This window comes from Streptomyces sp. NPDC056948 (assembly GCF_042674225.1).
In the GTDB taxonomy this organism is placed as follows: domain Bacteria; phylum Actinomycetota; class Actinomycetes; order Streptomycetales; family Streptomycetaceae; genus Streptomyces; species Streptomyces purpurascens.
Window position 1 is genome coordinate 1 of record NZ_JBHUQX010000199.1, and the last position, 16,661, is coordinate 16,661.

The following is a 16,661-nucleotide window of genomic DNA, read 5'->3' on the forward strand; positions in this document are numbered from 1 at the left end:
GAGGAAGGGAAGGCGCCGTTCTGCGTCGTGGTGTCCGGGCGGCTCAGGCGGCCACCGGCGTCTGCTCCGTGGAGCGCTGGCCCTGCGCGGAGGTGCGCCGCGCCAGCAGCCGGTCCACGCCGAAGGCGCCGGAGCCCGTGAAGATCAGCAGGAACATGGCCCAGCAGTACATGGCCGCGCCCTCGCCGCTGTTCTCGATGGGCCACAGGCCCTCGGGCTGGTGGACCTTGAAGTACGCGTAGGCCATCGCGCCGGAGGATATGAAGGCCGCGATGCGGGTGCCCAGGCCCAGCAGCACCAGGATGCCGCCGACGAGTTCGATGACGGCCGCGTACCAGTTCGGCCAGGCGCCGGTCGCCGCGGTGCCGCCCTTGCCGTCCACGCCTCCGAGGACGCCGAAGAGCGCGACGGCGCCGTGGCAGGAGAACAGCAGGCCGATGACGATCCGGAACAGCCCGAGAGCGTACGGCTGGGCGCCGTTGAGGCGTGCGGTCATGTGGGGGACTCCTTCGGGCGGCCGGCCAGGGGAAGGCCGGTCGGGGGACAGAACCGATGAGTAGCCCACGTTAGGTGTGCCTAATTGATGCTTGCAAGTTCAACATTTGGCCACTGGTTTACCTCCGTTTGGGTGTCGCTTTCGGTCGCAACCGCACGTAGAGCGGCTCTGGCGACCGCGTCCGCGTCCGAAAGCGTGACCGAATCCACACCCGGGCGGGCCCCCGCCGCGGTCACCCAGTGCACACCTTCCGTCGGCACTCCGAACGCGAACCGCCTTGCGTGTACAACACCTTGACGGTCCATCAGGTGGTACGGGCGTGGTGTGACGTCCAATCCGCCCGTCTCGTAACCGTCGGCGGTGTGCGGGCGGCACTGGCCCGTCCGCAGCAGCTCGGCGAGCAGCCCGTCGGCCGTACTCCGCAAGTCGGCTTCCGGCAGGCGGGCCTCTATGAGGGTTGTCACACGGACGACCGAGCCCGGCACATCGGGTGAGCGCGCCGCCCAGGCTCCGTCCTCCTCGGTCACCTCCAGGCGCGGCCCGAGCACCTGCACCACACCCGCCTCCATGAGGGCCGCGAGCTCCTCGATACGGCGCCGGGGCGGGCCGATGGACAGGAAGGCGTTGAGCGGGGTGTACCAGCGGTCCAGGTGGTCCCGGCGGGAGGCGCCGGCGAGGCCCCCGTGGTCGACGATCAGCCGGAGTTCGTTGCGCAGGTCGCGCAGTACGTCGAGGGCCGCTTTCAGCGGGCCCCGGACATTGCCCAGGGCGGCCTGCGCGGCGTCCTCGCGCAGATGCGACAGCAGCCAGTCGCGCCACTCGCCGGGATGCGCGAAATCCCGTCCCGCGTGCGGGCGGGACACCCGCTCCCAGCACCAGCGGTCGGCCCCGGGCACCCCGAACTCGTCCAGCAGCACGGCCTCTCGGGAGTCGCCGTGCGGCACCGCCAGGAAGAGATCGGTGAACTCCGAGCACCGTCGCTCGGCGGTTCCGGCCCGCCTCAGCAGCGCGGAGCAGTAGACCGTCTCGACCTCCTTCGCCACCAACGGCCATATCTCCGCGAGGAAGTCGGGCGCCTCCCCGGAGTCCGCGCGCTTGCGGAAGCCCGCGATCGTCTCCGGCGTGAGGACGAGCGGGACGTGCCGGCCGTACGGCCCCTTCGCGTTGTCGCCGCGCGCCTGGTACGGGATCCCGCGCCGCGAACCGGCGTACAGCCGTGGTTCCCGGCCGGAGGGGAGATAGCGCAGGCCGCCGCCCCGGGTGTCCCGGACGAAACGGCCGCCGCGGCCGGTCGTCAACAGGGCCGTGTGGTCGAAGAAGTTGAGGCCGAGACCGCGCAGCAGGACGGGCTCGCCCGCGGGTACGGCGGACAGGTCGACATCGGCCGGGTTGGCGGGCGGGATGTGGCGCAGGCCGTGCCGGGCGGCGTGGGCCGCGAGGCGCTGTTGCGCCGGGTCCGCCGCCGCCGGCAGGTGGCCCTGTGCCAGGACCACCGCGGACAGGCCGGTCAGGGTGCGGCCGTCGTCGAGGGTGAGGGCCTGCCGGCCGCCCGGGGTGTCGTCGAGCCGGACCGCGCGGGCCCGGTGCGTCTGGACGCGCACGTTCGGCGGCGCGTCCCGTACGGCCCTGGCGAACACCCACTCCAGGTAGCGGCCGTAGTCGGCCCGGGTCGGGTACTCGTCCGGGTCCAGCGTGCCGCGCGCCCACTCGTACAGGCTGGGCCCCGGGCGGACCGGGCCCGAGCAGTCCACGCTGTCGTCGGTGAACAGGGTCACCTGGCAGGCCACGGTGTTCATCAGCAGTTCGGACGACTGGGCGGTGCGCCAGACGCGGCCGGGGCCGGGCGGGTCCGGGTCGACCACGTGGACCGTCAGCCGGGCACCGGGAGGGAGGAGCTCCGGGGCGGAGGCGCAGAGGCGTTCCAGGACGCTGGTGCCCCGTGGCCCGGCGCCGACCAGGGCGACGGAGACCGGTGCGGGTGTCTCGGCCGGTACGGATTCCTCGGTCGACGCAGACAAGGGTGGTACTCCCGGGCGTGTGGGGCGCGTGTCGGCGGTCCGCCGGGCGGGAAGCGGACGGTCCGCCTCATCATGCCGTCGCCGGGAGCGCGAACCGAGGCTCGTGGGGAAGGATTGACGCTAGCTGTGGGATGCGTCACTAACATCGCGGGACACGCCGGTCACAAAGGGGGGAAACGGGTGTGTCATGGGGCAAGTTCGGAGTCCTTGAGCGTCGTCAGACGGGGGCCCGCACCCTGACGTGCCTTGGCCTGCTCCAGGCGCAGCCGGGCCGAACGGCCGCGCAGGGTCAGGGTCATGAGCTGGTTGCCGAACCAGGGGCCGCCCGTCTTGCGCCAGGTGACCGGCGGACGGGGGAGCCGGCCGTGCCGGGCCAGACCGCGTCCGAGGGTGCGCGCCACCGCGGTCCAGCCGATGCGGAAGCCCATCCGGATCGACAGTGGGACGGAGTTGTGGACGGGGGAGCAGACGAGCTGCACTACCCGGGCGTCGGGCCCTGAGCCGGGCCACGAGGGCTCGGCGATGTAGGCGTGGTGCACATCCCCGGACAGCACGCACACCGTCGCCGGCGCGTCCCGCCCCGAGCCGGCCTCGGCGATCAGCTCGGCCAGCCCGGCGAAGGACTCGGGGAACGCCGACCAGTGCTCCAGGTCGGCGGCCCGCCGCACCTTCTCCCCGAACCGTGCCCAGCGCTCGCCCCGTTCGCCCCGGCACAGCGCCGCGTTCCACCCCTCGGCGTCATGCACGAGATGCGGCAGCAGCCAGGGCAGCGAGGTGCCGATGAGGAGGTGGTCGTACGCCTCGGGAGTGTCCCGTACCTGCTCGCGCAGCCAGGCCTCCTCGCCCGGGTCGAGCATCGCGCGGCTGTCCTCGGCGAGGACGCGGGCCGCCCTGCTGTCCACCATCAGCAGGCGTACGCGCCCGAAGTCGCGCCGGTAGCTCCAGCGGGCCGTGGCCGCGTCCGCGTCGGCCCGGGCGGCGAAGGCGCGCAGCACGTCGGTGCCGTCGGGGGTCTCGCGGACGGCTTCGTACACCGGGTCGGCCGCCAGTTCCTCCAGGGAGAGGTTGCCCAGGTGCTGGTGGACCCAGTACGACATCAGGCCGCTCAGCAGCCGCTCCTGCCACCAGTCGGTGGCCCGCATGTCGGTGAGCCAGGCGGCGGAGGTGTTCCAGTCGTCGATGACGTCGTGGTCGTCGAAGATCATGAAACTGGGCACGGTGGACAGCAGCCAGCGGATGCGCGGGTCGAGCCACGACTCGTAGTAGAGGTGCGTGTATTCCTCGTAGTCCGCGACTCCGTCGCCCGGCGGGTCGTTCAGATCGCGGCGGGCCGCCAGCCAGCGCTGGGTGCCGTCGGAGGTCTCGTCGGCGTACACCTGGTCGCCGAGCAGCAGCAGGACGTCGGGCCGCTCGCCCTCCGGCTCGGCCGCGAGGCGGGTGGCGAGCGCGTCCAGGGCGTCCGGGCCGACGGGATCGTGCCCGCCCGCGGGCGGTGCCGCCCAGCGGCAGGAGCCGAAGGCGACGCGCAGGCCGTCCTCCGGGCCCGGCGCGTGGATCGCCGAGGGCGGGAAGGGGGAGCCGGGCAGCGGCCACACACGGGTGCCGTCGAGGAGGACCTCGTACGTCGTGGTCGTACCGGCGGTGAGGCCGGTCACCGGGATCAGCGCGTAGTGGTGGCCCGCGATCTGGAAGGTGTGGGCCGAGCCTCCGGCGCCGTCGGCGCAGCGCACCTCGGTGGAGCACGGACGGCTCGTCTCGACCCAAACGGTCGCGGACGAGCCGTCGGTGTACCTCAGCAGTGGTCCGAGGCGCAGTCCGGCCATGATGGTCCCCTCTCCGTCGCCCCGTACGGTACGGAACGACTGAGGTCAGCGGGGAGATCCCGGCCGGAAATACCTGGTGTCAGCAGCTCGCGAGATAGTTCGTCAGCGCGGACTTCTCGGCGGAGTCGACCGAGAGGCCGTAGTAGTACTTCACCTGGACCCAGGCGCGGACGTAGGTGCAGCGGTACGCGGTCCGGGAGGGCATCCAGGTGGCCGGGTCCTGGTCGCCCTTGGCCTGGTTGACGTTGTCGGTGACCGCGATGAGCTGCGGGCGGGTCAGGTCGTTGGCGAAGGACTGGCGGCGGGACGTCGTCCAGGAGTCGGCGCCGGAGTCCCAGGCCTCGGCCAGCGGGATCAGGTGGTCGATGTCGACGTCGGAGGCGGCGGACCAGGTCGCGCCGTCGTAGACGGAGTACCAGCTACCGCTGGTGGCGGCGCAGGAGGAGTCCTGCTGGACGTTCGAGCCGTCGCGCTTGAGGACGACCTCACGGGTGTTGCAGGCGCCGGACTGGGTGATCCAGTGCGGGAAGAGGTCGCGGTCGTAGCCGGTGCGGTCCTCGGTGGCCACGGTGAGCGAGGCGAGGTAGGTGCGGGCGGTGGCCGCGCTGACGGGCGTGGGGAGGGCGGCGGAGGCGGCCGGACCGTTGATCAGTCCGGCCGAGGCTATGAGGCCGGTGAGGCCCGCGAGTATGCTGAGCCGTCGACGCGCGTAGAACTTCGGCATACGAACTCCCTTGTGGGGTGGGGGTATTGGGCAGCGAGCGCGAGAATGCTCGCCGCACCGTGTTGCGGGGAGATGTGCGTGCGGTGAGAAGGTAGTGACGAGTTCATGACATGACAAGGTTCAAGGCGGAACTTTTCGCTCCAGGGGTGTCGCGTACCATGGACGGCGCAGAAGGGGAGTAGCTCTTCGCCGGACCGTCGACATACTGCTCAGCTCGCCTGAGCCGGCGCCCGGAGGCGGTTCTTCACGGACCCGCCAGCGAGACCTTCGGCAAGCAGTGCACGCCCGTGCCTTCCGGCACGGGTGCCGTGTGTGCTGCCGTGCCGAGGTGTGTCGCGTGAAGGTTCAGCACTCTCGGTGGGGCAGCCCCGACCGATTGAGGAACCCTTGATCAGCCTGACCGTGACGGCCGTCGTCTTCGGTGTCGTCTTCCTCGCCGAACTGCCGGACAAGACCGCCCTCGCCGGCCTCGTCCTCGGCACCCGCTACCGCGCCTCCTACGTCTTCGCCGGTGTCGCCGCCGCCTTCGCCCTGCACGTCGTGCTCGCCGTCGCGGCGGGCAGTGTGCTGACGCTGCTGCCGCAGCAGCTCGTCCAGGCGCTGACGGGCGTGCTCTTCCTGGGCGGGGCTGCGGTGCTGCTGCTGAGGAAGGGTGATGACGAGGAGGAGGTCCGCAAGCCGGAGAACCAGTCCTTCTGGAAGGTCTCGGGCGCGGGCTTCATGCTCATCCTGGTCGCCGAGTTCGGCGATCTCACCCAGATCATGACGGCGAACCTGGCCGCCCGCTACGACGACCCGCTCTCCGTCGGCCTGGGCGCGGTGCTCGCGCTGTGGGCGGTGGCCGGGATCGGCATCGTCGGCGGAAAGGCGCTGATGAAGAAGGTGCCGCTGCGGCTGATCACGCAGATCGCGGCGCTGGTGATGCTCGCGCTCGGGGTGTGGAGCCTGTGGGAGGCCGTGACCGGGTGAGCCCGGGCTCGGTGAGCCGGTGCTCGGCGAGGAGGGGCTCGGCGAGGAGGGGCTCGAGCCGGGGTGAGCTGAACGGTCGGTGAACGTCTGCCGGGGGGTCTGGCGCGAAGCGGGGATTGTTTTGTACCGTGGGGGAACAAAGTGGCCCTCGCCCGTTTTCCCTGACCGGCGGGCGGGGCCGCCTTGTCCCTCCGGGGTGCGAGGCGAACCCGCCGTCCGCCCCTTCCGGCGCTGGAACCGCGCCCTGAGCCTTGGAGCAGCCGATGACGGCCACCGCCGTGCTCACCGCCCGCGCACTCCTGCTGGACATGGACGGCACCCTCGTCAACTCCGATGCCGCGGTCGAACGCGTCTGGCGGCGCTGGGCCGAGCGGCACGGGCTCGACGGGGGCGAGGTCATGAAGGTCGTCCACGGGCGGCAGGGTTACGCCTCGATGGCGCTGCTGCTGCCCGGCCGGCCGATGGAGCAGAACTACGCCGACAACACCCGGATGCTCGCCGACGAGACGGCGGACACCGACGGTGTCGTCGCCGTCCCCGGGGCGCCGGAGTTCCTCGCCTCGCTGCACGGGCTGCCGCACGCGCTCGTGACCTCAGCCGATGTGCCGCTCTCGACGGCCCGGATGGCCGCGGCCGGACTTGAGCAGCCCGAGGTGCGGGTGACGGCGGAGTCCGTCGGGGCGAGCAAGCCCGACCCCGAGGGCTTCCTGAAGGGCGCCGCCGAGCTGGGCGTGGCGCCCGCGGACTGTGTGGTGTTCGAGGACTCCGGAGCCGGGATCGCGGCGGGTCGCGCGGCCGGGATGACCGTGGTGGGCGTCGGGCCCCGGGCCGCGGTCCACGAGCCGGACGTGGTGGTGGAGGACCTCACGCGGGTGCGCGTGGAGTCGGCCGGGGACGGGACGATCCGCCTGTACGTCGGGTAGGCGCGTTCTGGCCCCACCGGGCGGCGGTCGGCCACGCGGTCGTAATTCGCTTGCTCTTGTCGCGGGGCGACGCTGCACTGTGGCCGGACACCATGAGTCGTGGTGCCGGTATCCCGAGGAGGCAGCGGCAGCGATGGAGATCCGTCCTACGACCGACAAGGACCTCGACGTCTTCGTCGACACCCTTCATGCCGCGTTCGGGCTTTTCCCTGAAACCCCGGTCGAGGGCGGCGGGCTCTGGTGGTCGGCGCTCGAAACGGACCGCTGCCTGCTCGCCCTGACGGCGGACGGGCGGCCCGTCGGCACCGCCGCCACGCACTCCTTCGAGCTCACCCTGCCCGGTGAGACCCTCGTCCCGGCCCCCGGGGTGACCGCCGTCGGCGTCCTGCCCTCGCACCGGCGCCAGGGCGTGCTCAGCGCGATGATGCGGCATCAGCTCGCCGAGCTGCGGGCCGGCGGGGAGTTCCTCTCCGTGCTGCTGGCCTCCGAGGCCACGATCTACGGCAGGTTCGGCTACGGACCGGCGACCTATACGGCGGAGCTGAAGGTGCCGCGCCACCGGGCCGCCCTCGCCCTTCCCCGGGCGCGCGGAACGGCCGACGCCCGGGCGGCCGGCTCGGTCGAGGTGCTGCGGCGGACCGAGTGCGGCGAGATCCTGGAAGAGGTCTACGACCGGTATCGCCGCGCCCAGCCCGGCGCGCTGTCCCGGCCGCACCGCTGGTGGGCCTTGCGCGCGGGGCAGCCCCCGATCTCGCCGGCGCCGCGCTACGTCGCCCTCCACCGGGACGCCGACGGCGTTCCGGACGGGTACGCCAGCTACTCGATCGAGTCCGGCACCCTGACGGTCGACGAGACCATCACCACCGACGACGCCGTCTTCACGGCCCTGGCCCGGTTCGTACTCGGGCACGACCTGGTCTCCCAGGTCGTGTTCAAGCACGTCCCGCCCGAGCACCCGCTGCGCTGGCAGCTCGCGGACTTCCGCGCCGGCGAGGTGAGCGGCGCCATGGACTGGCTCTATGTGCGGCTGCTGGACGTCCCGCGTGCGTTGACCGCGCGCGGCTGGTTCCTGGACGGCGAGCTCGTCCTCGACGTCGACGACCCGTTCCTCGGCGAACACGGCCGCTACCTGCTGACCGTCCGGGACGGCAAGGCCGACTGCGTCCCGACGGACCGGGAGCCCGACCTGTCCCTGGACGTGCGCGACCTGGGCTCCGTCTACCTCGGCGGCACCGCCCCGAGCACGCTCGTGCGTGCCGGACACATCCGGGCCCACCGCCCGGGCGCGGCCACCCTCGCCGACGCACTCTTCCGCGCCGAACGCTCCCCGCACTGCCTGCACTGGTTCTGACCGCGCGCTCACCGACCCCGCGGGTCTCGCCCACCCTCCGGTCGGTGGGTCAGACGATGTGGGCGGCGATGGTGCGGGCGCACTCCAGGGACTCGGTGTGGGTCGTGTCCACCTCCAGGTCGTAGCTCACGCCCTCGTGCACGAGCCGCGCCTGTGCCGCGGCCATGCCCCGGACGCGGTCTCCCCGGGCGATCTCCCGGGCCGCGGCGACCGCGCTGTCGCACCTGACGCCGACCCACAGCACGGCGAGTCCGGCCAGGGCCTTCTGCCACCGCTGCTGGGAGGCCCCGCCGCCGAGGAAGACGTCGTCGATGATGACCTTGGCGCCGGAGCGGGCCATGGCGGCGATGCCCTCGGTCCAGGCGGCGTCCAGGGCCCGGAAATCCGCGCCCACGTTCACGCCGCCGTCGGGCGCGAAGGTGATCCCGCCGTCCGAGCCCTTCATCCTCGCGGGCAGCGCCTCGACGAACGAGTCGACGCCGAAGGCCGGCCATGGATCCGGCAGCACGTCCTGCAGGCACCGTACGAGGCCGGACTTGCCGGAGCTCGAGCCGCCGTTGAGAACGATCACCTGAGTAGTCACGGCGTCACCGTACGGCGCCTGGGTGGTCTACGGCTCCTGGGTTTCCGACTCCAGCTTCGTTCGGGTGTCCCGGTCGTAGACGCCGAGGTCGTCGGCCTGGATGCCGCGTGAGTACTGGTAGTTGCGGACCGCCTCCTGGAGCCGGTCGTCGAAGGTGCCGTCGGTGTCGTCGTCGTAGAGGAACAACTGGCGCAGGCGCGACTGGAGTTCGGTGACCTCCGGGCCGCGGTCGCCGAGGCGCAGGACGCTGGGGTTGCCGTTCTGGCGGGAGTTGTCCGGCGGCTTCTTCCCGGAGCTGGTCGCCGACGCGGACGTCTCGGGCGCCGACGGGGAGGCCGTCTGCGACGGGCTCGGCGAGGCGCTCGATGCGGACGATGACGGGGAGGCCGACGGGCTGCTGGTGCGGGACGGGGCCGGCGGCGGTGCCGCGGGAGTCGACGGCGTGGCCGAGGTGCTCTCCTCCGGTGACGAGGACGCCGCGCTGCTCGACGGAGCGTCCGGCACGCTCGCCCGGATGTCGTCCGGCAGCGCGGTGTTCCGGGAGGGCCCCTCGTAGAAGAACAGTCCGCTCGCGTACCCCGCCGCCGTCACCACGGCGACACATGCCCCGGCCGCGGCGAGGAGGACGATACGACGCCGCCGCCGGGGCCTGCCGGACTCGGACTCGGGCTCGGGCTCGGCCGGCTCCGGCCTGCCCGGCGCCACGGCCCCCGTCCTGGTGCTGTCGAACAGCCGCAGATCGGTGACGCTCGGCTCGGTCCCGTCGGGAGCCAGGGGCGTCGGGATCACTGAGGTGGCGTCCGGGCCGGGGGTGGCCGGGACGGCGGGCAGCACGGTGGTCGCGTCCTGTTCCGGGGCCGGGATGCTCGGCAGCACGGTGGTCGCGTCCGAGGCCGGGGTGACCGGCAGCACGGTGGTCTCGTCCGGATCCACCGGGCGCAGGGGCATGGTCGTGTCGGCGAGGGAGGGCGGCGGCGCGCCGCTCCCGGGGTGCGTGGCCGGTTGCGAGGCTCCCGCAGCGTCCGTGAACGGCTGTCGCGGGGCGCCGCCGGGCGCCTGGGCGGGGGCTCCGGCACGTGGGGGCACGGTCGGGGCGTCGGGTGTGGGCGGCTGCGCGGCTCCTGCGGTGCGCGACGCCTCCGCCGGGTTCGTCCGGGGCCGCCGCGGGGCCCTGTCGGGCGCCTGCGCGGGGGAGGGCGGCTGCGAAGCTCCCGCAGGGTCCGTGAGCTGCTGTCGCGGGGCGTCGTCGGGTGCCTGCGCGGGGCCTCCGGGGTGTGAGGCCTGGCCGAGCGGGCGGACGGTCGGGGTGTTCGGCGGGGGCGGTTGCGCGGCTCCTGCGGTGCGCGATGCCTCCGCCGGGTCCGTGAGCTGCTGTCGCGGGGCGTCGTCGGGTGCCTGCGCGGGGCCTCCGGGGTGTGAGGCCTGGCCGAGCGGGCGGACGGTCGGGGTTTCCGGCGGCGGCGGTTGCGCGGCCCCCGCGGTGTGCGAGGCCTTCGCCGGGTCCGTCCGGGCGTGTCGCTCGGCTCCGTCGGGCGCCTGCGCGGGGTTTCCGATGTGCGGGGCCTGCGTGGGCGGGGTATCCGGCGAGGGCGGCTGCGCCGCTCCCGCGGTGCCCGGAACCCCCGTGCCCGGAACCCCCGTGCGCGGAGCCCCCGTGCGCGGAGCCCCCGTGCCCGGAGCCCCCGTGCCCGGAACCCCCGTGCGCGAAGCCCCCGTGCCCGGAACCCCCGCCGGGTCCGTCAGAGGCCCTCGCGGGGTGGCTTCGGGCCGGGGAGTCGTCGCCGGTGCGTCCTGTGCAGCCGGGCCCTCGGGCCCCGACGTACCCGCCCCGCCGTCGAGTTCGACGTACGGGCGGATCCGTAGCGGGTCGAAGTCCTCCGCTGCCGCTGCCTGGGCCGTGCGGGTGTCGCGCAGGGCCTCGGCCGCTCGGTGGGTGCAGGCGCAGGAAGGGGACTTGTCCCACTGTCTGGGCGCGCCGCACTCCGGGCACGGGTGTCCATTAAGCGGTTCCACGCGTTCCTCCCTCCCCTCGCGAACTCCAGAGATTATCCAGATCTTCTCCACAGTGCGGTCGAGGAGCCCCCGGAATGAACGCTTCCAAAAGGACTCGGCAGGCCATACCCCGTCACACCGGTCACGATGGAAAATGTCACAGGACCCTCGGGAGGTCTCATGGCCGGGGATGTGCACGACACGACACCGTCACCCGCACCTTCACCTGCGGAAACCCTCGCCCCGGAACAGGTACCGGGGAACGTGCTGGTCTCCATCGGCGCCCTGCTCCTCGGCATGCTGCTCGCCGCACTGGACCAGACCATCGTGTCGACCGCACTGCCCACCATCGTCAGCGACCTCGGCGGCATGGACCATCTGTCCTGGGTCGTCACCGCCTACCTGCTGGCCGCCACCGCCGCGACCCCCCTGTGGGGCAAGCTCGGCGACCAGTACGGCCGCAAGCGGCTGTTCCAGACGGCGATTGTGATCTTCCTCATCGGCTCCGCGCTGTGCGGGGCGGCGCAGGACATGACCCAGCTCATCGCCTTCCGGGCGCTGCAGGGGCTGGGCGGGGGCGGGCTGATCGTGCTGTCGATGGCCGTCGTCGGGGACCTCGTCCCGCCCAGGGAACGCGGGCGCTATCAGGGGTTGTTCGGGGCCGTGTTCGGCGCGACCAGTGTGCTCGGGCCGCTGCTCGGCGGGCTGCTCACACAGCATGCGAGCTGGCGTTGGGTGTTCTACGTCAATCTGCCCGTCGGCATCGTCGCGCTCGCCGTGATCGCGGCCGTCCTGCACCTCCCGCGCCGGTCGCAACGGCACGTCATCGACTACCTCGGCACCTTCCTCATCGCGGCCGTCGCCACCTGCCTGGTGCTGGTCGCCTCCCTCGGCGGGACGACCTGGGGATGGGGGTCCGCGCAACTCGTCGGGCTCGCCGTGCTGGGCGTCGTCCTCGCCGTCGTCTTCGTGGCCGTCGAGCGGCGCGCCGCCGAACCCGTGCTGCCGCTGAAACTCTTCCGCGTCCGCACCTTCACGCTCGCCGCCGTGATCAGTTTCGTCGTGGGCTTCGCCATGTTCGGCGCGATGACCTACCTGCCGACCTTCCTCCAGGTCGTGCAGGGCGTCAGCCCGACCATGTCCGGAGTGCACATGCTCCCGATGGTGCTGGGCCTGCTGCTGGCCTCGACGGCCTCCGGGCAGATCGTCAGCCGTACCGGCCGCTGGAAGGTGTTCCCGATCGCCGGCACCGGCGTCACCACGCTCGGGCTGCTCCTGCTCCACCAGCTCGACGAGAACAGCTCCACCGTCGAGCTGAGCGGCTTCTTCCTCGTCTTCGGGTTGGGCCTCGGCCTGGTGATGCAGGTCCTCGTGCTCATCGTGCAGAACGCCGTCCCGTACCGGGACCTGGGCGTCGCCACATCCGGCGCGACCTTCTTCCGCTCGATCGGCGCCTCGTTCGGCGTCGCCGTCTTCGGCACGATCTTCGCGAGCCGGCTCGGCGACCAGCTCACCGACGCCTTCCGGGGCGCGCGGCTACCACCCGGCGTCTCCGTGGACGCCCTGGAGGCCGACCCGCGCGGCATCGCCGCCCTGCCGTCCGGCCTGCGCCCACCGGCCCTGCACGCCTACGCCGTCTCCATCACGGACGTCTTCCTCTACGCCGCCCCGGTCGCGCTCCTCGGCTTCGTGCTGGCCTGGTTCCTGAAGGAGGACCGGCTGCGCGGCTCGGTCACCGCGCCCGACGTCACGGAGACCCTGGCCAGCAACCCCGTCGAGCGGACCTCGTACGACGAGGTGTGCCGTGCGCTGTCGGTGCTCGGCACCCGTGCGGGGCGGCGCGAGATCTACCGGAAGATCACCGACCGGGCGGGCTACGACCTGCTGCCCGCGGCGAGCTGGCTGCTGCTGCGGATCCGGAGATACGGCGAGGTGGAGCCGGCCGTGCTGGCCGACAGCATGCCCGTGCCGCTGACCGTGATCATCGAGGCCGCCCGCCAGGTCGAGGAGCGGCGGCTCGCCGTGCGCGAGGGCCTCGGCCTGGTCCTGACCGACCAGGGGCGCGAGGTCGCCGAGCGGCTGGCCCAGGCCCGCGAGGAGTCCCTCGCCGAGCTGCTCGGCGACTGGTGGGGGCCCGACCGGCCGACCGATCTGGTCCGGCTCGTGCGGGAGTTGAACGGCGAACTGTGCGGGTCGCGCCGCGAGCGGCCGTACGACGACGGGTCCTCCGAGGAGCGGCGGGCCGAGCGGACGGGCTGAACGGGGTCCGTACATCGGGTGGTTCAGGTGAGGGACTTGGCGAACCAGTGCTCGGCGTACCGGTCGTCGTTGTACGGCTCGGTCTCCTTGTAGCCGAGACGGGCGTAGAGGGCGCGGGCCTCGACGAGGTCGCCGCGGGTGTCGAGGATCAGCCGTGCGGCGCCGAGCGCCCGGGCGGCGTCCTCGGCGGCCCGGACCAGGAGCGGGGCGCCGCCCCTGCCGCGCATCGACGGGTGCAGGAACACGCGCTTGAGCTCGGCGGTCGTGCCGTCGTACCGCCGTACGCCCGCGGTGCCGGCCGGCTCACCGCCGTACCGGGCGACCAGCAACCGCCCGCGCGGCGGCGCGAGGTCGGCACCCGGCTGGGCGGCGATCTCCCGCTCCAGCTCCTCCGGGTCGGTCCGGCGGCCCTGGTGCAGCAGGTACCAGCGGTCGCTGACCTCGGTGTAGTACGCCCGCCACAGAGCGGCGGCGACGGGGGAGTCGTACGGTTCCGGGGCCACGGTCCAGTTCATGAGCGCATTCTCGGCCAGTGCCGCACCGTGCCCGCAACCGGATATGTGTGACCGCCGTGTGCCGTTTGGGGGCGGGTTTCCGGGCTACCCGGTGCGGCGAACCGGTCCGCGAGGAGGGCCGGTTGGGCCGAGAACCCGGAAGGCAACCATGTCCACTGGCCTGATCATTGCCCTGATCGTGATCGCGGCGGTCGTCGTCATCATCGCGGCAGCCATGACCCTGCGCGCCCGCGGGCCTCGTCGCGGCCCGAACCTGAAGCGGCGCTTCGGACCCGAGTACGAGCGGGCCGTCGCCCGCCACGACGGCGACGCCAAGGCCGCCGAGCGCGAACTCACCGAGCGTGTGCACCGCCACGGCGACCTGCGCGAGCGGTCGTTGGAGCCGGCGCAGCGCGAGCGGTACGAGGCGCGCTGGACGGCCGCCCAGGAGCGGTTCGTCGACTCGCCGCGGGAGGCGGTCGCCGAGGCGGACCGGCTGCTCGCCGAGCTCGCCGGCGCCCGGGGCTTCCCGGACGGCGGCCAGTACGAGGAGCAGCTCGCCGCGCTGTCCGTGCACCACGCCCATCACGTCGACGGCTACCGGCGCGTGCACCGTGCGGCACATCTGCGCGCGGAGGACGCCCGCGACGGCGGCACCGGTACGGAAGACATGCGGGAGGCCATGGTGGCGGCCCGCGCCCTGTTCGAGGAACTGGTACGGCCGGCCCGCCACGACGGCGGAGCCGGACGGCACGAGGGCGGACGTCACGAGGACGGACACCGCCGTGCCGGACTGAACGGCGGCCGCAAGGCCGCGAACACCCGTGGCGGGCACATGCCGTGGGCGATCAACCGACGTCAGGCGAAGGAGAGTTGAGGCAATGTCCGACGTGACCCGACCGCCCGGCGAGAACACCGCCGCCGCACCCGACGCCCGAGGCGAGAGCGCCCTGGGCACCGGCCACGGCACGACACCGCGCACGGCCCGCACCGAAACGGACCGCGGTGACGCACCCGGCAAGGGCGCTGAGCGCACCACCGGCACGAGCGCCCTCAGTCCCGAAAAGGGCAGGTCCGCCGGTGCCGGAGCCCACCTCTTCCCCCACGACGAGTCCGACAAGCTCGGCCTGCGGTTGCAGCACGCCGTCGCCGGGTTCGTCGACGGGCCCCGGGCCTCCGTAGAGGAGGCCGACCATGTGCTGGAGGAGGTCGCGGCCCGGTTCACCGAGGCCGTGGCCCAGCGTCGCCGCACCCTGCGCCATTCCTGGCAGTCCGTCGAGAGCGGCGAGGGCAAGCCGGTGTCGAGCGCCGACACCGAGCAGCTCCGGCTGGCCCTGAAGGACTACCGCGAGCTGGCGGAGCGGCTCCTGCACGTGTGAGCGGCCCCGTTCACTGATCCCCGTTCACCGATCCCTGTTCACCGATCCGCCCGGCGCTCCCGCCACTGCCGTACGACGTCCTCGACGTCGTACGGCTTCTTGCCCAGCGGGGGGCCGGGCGGCGGCTTGAACATCATCTCGCGGATCTTGTCGTTGATCTCCGTGATGATCTTCCGCGCGATCCGCTCCGAGGGCGCCGCGAGGGCCGCGGACAGCGCGTCCTCGGCCTCCTTGCGCAGCGCCAGCGCAGGCGGCAGGACGGAGAAACCCTCGCGGGCCATCTTCCGCCTGATCCACCACAGTTCGTCGTAGGCGGCGTCCACCTCGGCCGGCAGCGGCTTGCCCGCCCCCGGCAACCGGTCGAACTCGCCGCGGGCCTCCGCGTCGCGGATCTGTCTGTCGACCCAGGACTCGAAGTCGACGCCGGGTGGCTTTCGCTCGGTCATGAGGCCATTGTGCCGGACAGCGTGCAGTCGGGCGTTCTATCATGCGGCGGGCTTAGGGCCTGTCTGACACACAGGTCTGACACACAGGTCTGACACACAGGTCTGACAGACCCACCAGGACGTCTCAGGAGGAGCGCACGTGCTCGAACTCACCATGGCCGCCGTGTCCCCGGCGGAGGAGGGTGCCACGGCCGGCATGCTCATGGCCGACGCGCCCAGCGAGCCGGGTGCCGTGCTGCGGGTGGGCCGCGACAAGTCGGTGTGCCGGCTCTCGACGCCGGACGACTGGCTGTTCGTCTCCCGTGTCCATCTGGAGTTCCTGTGCGGCCCCGAGGGGACCTGGCAGCTCACCTGGCTGCGCGGCTCCCAGCCCGACCCGTCCTCCGAAGTCCGGCTGACGGTCGGGGAGTACGCCCAGCCCATCGCCTACGGCGGCACCGTCCCGCTCCCCCGGGGCGGCAGCGGCGAGATCATCATCCAGGACCGCACCGCCCCGCGCAGCGTCAACGTGGGCTTCTACCACGAGGTCTGACCACGCCGAGCGGCCCACGTCCGAGAAGGCCCTACGCCAGCACCCGCGCCACCGCGAACCCGTCGTAGCCCTTGGTGCCGACGGTCTGGATCGCCGTCCCGCTCAGCCTCGGATGGCTGCCGATCAGCTCGATCGCGGCGCGGGTGCCCACCACGTCCGAGGCCGTGCTGCCGGCGTCGGTGACGCGGCCGCCGCGGACGACGTTGTCGAGGACGATCAGGCTGCCCGTGCTGGTGAGCCTCACGGCCCACTCGACGTAGTGCGGGTTGTTGGCCTTGTCGGCGTCGATGAAGACCAGGTCGAAGGGGGGCGGGTTCTCGTCGGCCAGCTTGGGCAGCGACTCCAGGGCCGGGCCGACCCGCACCTCGACCAGCTTGTCGAGGCCCGCGCGGGCGATGTTGCGGACGGCGACCTCGGCGTGTGCGGGGTCGTACTCCAGGGAGACCAGCCGTCCGTCGGCGGGCAGGGCGCGGCCCAGCCAGATGGTGCTGTAGCCGCCGAGCGTGCCGATCTCCAGGATGTGGCGGGCGCCCTGGATCTGGGCGAGGAGCTGGAGGAGCTTGCCCTGGTTCCCCGCGACGTTGATGTGCGGAAGCCCGGCGGCGTCGCTGTCGCGCAGCGCCGCCGCCAGGTCTTCGTCGTCCGGTGCGAGGTGGGCGGTGAAGTAGGCGT

Annotated in this window: 16 protein-coding genes; 7 read left to right on the plus strand and 9 right to left on the minus strand. The window is 72.7% G+C overall.

The window, feature by feature from the left end:
• Positions 1–43: 43 nt before the first annotated feature.
• The 4 genes from ACFTZL_RS24715 to ACFTZL_RS24730 all read right to left on the minus strand — a co-directional run bounded on the left by ACFTZL_RS24715 (position 44) and on the right by ACFTZL_RS24730 (position 5,061).
• Positions 44–496, minus strand: coding sequence for a DoxX family protein (locus ACFTZL_RS24715; RefSeq protein ID WP_382586734.1), 453 nt, complete (start codon positions 494–496; stop codon positions 44–46).
• 80 nt (positions 497–576) lie between these two features.
• Entirely contained in the window at positions 577–2,514 is a 1,938-nt protein-coding gene (locus ACFTZL_RS24720; RefSeq protein ID WP_382586737.1) for an FAD/NAD(P)-binding protein, read from the minus strand.
• A 185-nt stretch (positions 2,515–2,699) separates the two neighbouring features.
• Positions 2,700–4,337 (minus strand): alkaline phosphatase D family protein, encoded by a 1,638-nt coding sequence (locus ACFTZL_RS24725; protein ID WP_382586740.1) that lies wholly within the window; start codon positions 4,335–4,337, stop codon positions 2,700–2,702.
• A gap of 79 nt (positions 4,338–4,416) precedes the next feature.
• On the minus strand, positions 4,417–5,061 hold the full coding sequence (locus ACFTZL_RS24730; RefSeq protein ID WP_382586742.1) for an HNH endonuclease family protein: 645 nt from the start codon (positions 5,059–5,061) through the stop codon (positions 4,417–4,419).
• A gap of 387 nt (positions 5,062–5,448) precedes the next feature.
• Here ACFTZL_RS24730 and ACFTZL_RS24735 point away from each other — a divergent pair, with 387 nt between their 5' ends.
• The 3 genes from ACFTZL_RS24735 (at position 5,449) to ACFTZL_RS24745 (ending at position 8,304) form a co-directional block, all read left to right on the plus strand.
• Positions 5,449–6,030, plus strand: coding sequence for a TMEM165/GDT1 family protein (locus ACFTZL_RS24735; protein ID WP_382586745.1), 582 nt, complete (start codon positions 5,449–5,451; stop codon positions 6,028–6,030).
• A 263-nt stretch (positions 6,031–6,293) separates the two neighbouring features.
• Positions 6,294–6,953, plus strand: coding sequence for an HAD-IA family hydrolase (locus tag ACFTZL_RS24740; RefSeq protein ID WP_382586748.1), 660 nt, complete (start codon positions 6,294–6,296; stop codon positions 6,951–6,953).
• Positions 6,954–7,086: 133 nt separating this feature from the next.
• The gene (locus tag ACFTZL_RS24745) at positions 7,087–8,304 is read left to right on the plus strand and encodes a GNAT family N-acetyltransferase (RefSeq protein WP_382586751.1); all 1,218 of its coding nucleotides are present in this window, start codon (positions 7,087–7,089) and stop codon (positions 8,302–8,304) included.
• 49 nt (positions 8,305–8,353) lie between these two features.
• On the opposite strand, the gene cpt is transcribed toward ACFTZL_RS24745, so the two are convergent.
• Together cpt and ACFTZL_RS24755 are read right to left on the minus strand one after the other, a co-directional pair.
• The gene (gene cpt, locus ACFTZL_RS24750; protein WP_382586754.1) at positions 8,354–8,887 is read right to left on the minus strand and encodes a chloramphenicol phosphotransferase CPT; all 534 of its coding nucleotides are present in this window, start codon (positions 8,885–8,887) and stop codon (positions 8,354–8,356) included.
• A 27-nt stretch (positions 8,888–8,914) separates the two neighbouring features.
• Positions 8,915–9,973, minus strand: a complete 1,059-nt coding sequence (locus ACFTZL_RS24755) for a peptidoglycan-binding protein (protein WP_382586757.1) — start codon at positions 9,971–9,973, stop codon at positions 8,915–8,917.
• 1,086 nt (positions 9,974–11,059) lie between these two features.
• Here ACFTZL_RS24755 and ACFTZL_RS24760 point away from each other — a divergent pair.
• Positions 11,060–13,138 (plus strand): DHA2 family efflux MFS transporter permease subunit, encoded by a 2,079-nt coding sequence (locus tag ACFTZL_RS24760; protein WP_382586759.1) that lies wholly within the window; start codon positions 11,060–11,062, stop codon positions 13,136–13,138.
• A 23-nt stretch (positions 13,139–13,161) separates the two neighbouring features.
• On the opposite strand, the gene ACFTZL_RS24765 is transcribed toward ACFTZL_RS24760, so the two are convergent.
• The gene (locus ACFTZL_RS24765) at positions 13,162–13,653 is read right to left on the minus strand and encodes a GNAT family N-acetyltransferase (protein ID WP_382586762.1); all 492 of its coding nucleotides are present in this window, start codon (positions 13,651–13,653) and stop codon (positions 13,162–13,164) included.
• Positions 13,654–13,801: 148 nt separating this feature from the next.
• On the opposite strand from ACFTZL_RS24765, the gene ACFTZL_RS24770 reads away from it, so the two are divergent.
• Together ACFTZL_RS24770 and ACFTZL_RS24775 are read left to right on the plus strand one after the other, a co-directional pair.
• Positions 13,802–14,509 (plus strand): hypothetical protein, encoded by a 708-nt coding sequence (locus ACFTZL_RS24770; RefSeq protein WP_382586765.1) that lies wholly within the window; start codon positions 13,802–13,804, stop codon positions 14,507–14,509.
• A gap of 4 nt (positions 14,510–14,513) precedes the next feature.
• Positions 14,514–15,011, plus strand: a complete 498-nt coding sequence (locus ACFTZL_RS24775) for a hypothetical protein (RefSeq protein ID WP_382586768.1) — start codon at positions 14,514–14,516, stop codon at positions 15,009–15,011.
• Positions 15,012–15,049: 38 nt separating this feature from the next.
• Here the strand turns inward: ACFTZL_RS24775 and ACFTZL_RS24780 are convergent, their stop codons facing one another.
• A complete protein-coding gene (locus ACFTZL_RS24780) occupies positions 15,050–15,457 on the minus strand; it encodes a DUF1992 domain-containing protein (protein ID WP_382586771.1) in 408 nt (135 codons plus the stop codon).
• A 139-nt stretch (positions 15,458–15,596) separates the two neighbouring features.
• On the opposite strand from ACFTZL_RS24780, the gene ACFTZL_RS24785 reads away from it, so the two are divergent.
• Complete coding sequence (locus ACFTZL_RS24785) at positions 15,597–15,989, plus strand: hypothetical protein (protein WP_215121751.1); 393 nt, start codon at positions 15,597–15,599, stop codon at positions 15,987–15,989.
• Positions 15,990–16,020: 31 nt separating this feature from the next.
• Here the strand turns inward: ACFTZL_RS24785 and ACFTZL_RS24790 are convergent.
• Positions 16,021–16,661 (minus strand): O-methyltransferase (locus ACFTZL_RS24790; RefSeq protein ID WP_382586774.1); only part of this gene is annotated, 641 nt, incomplete at its 5' end.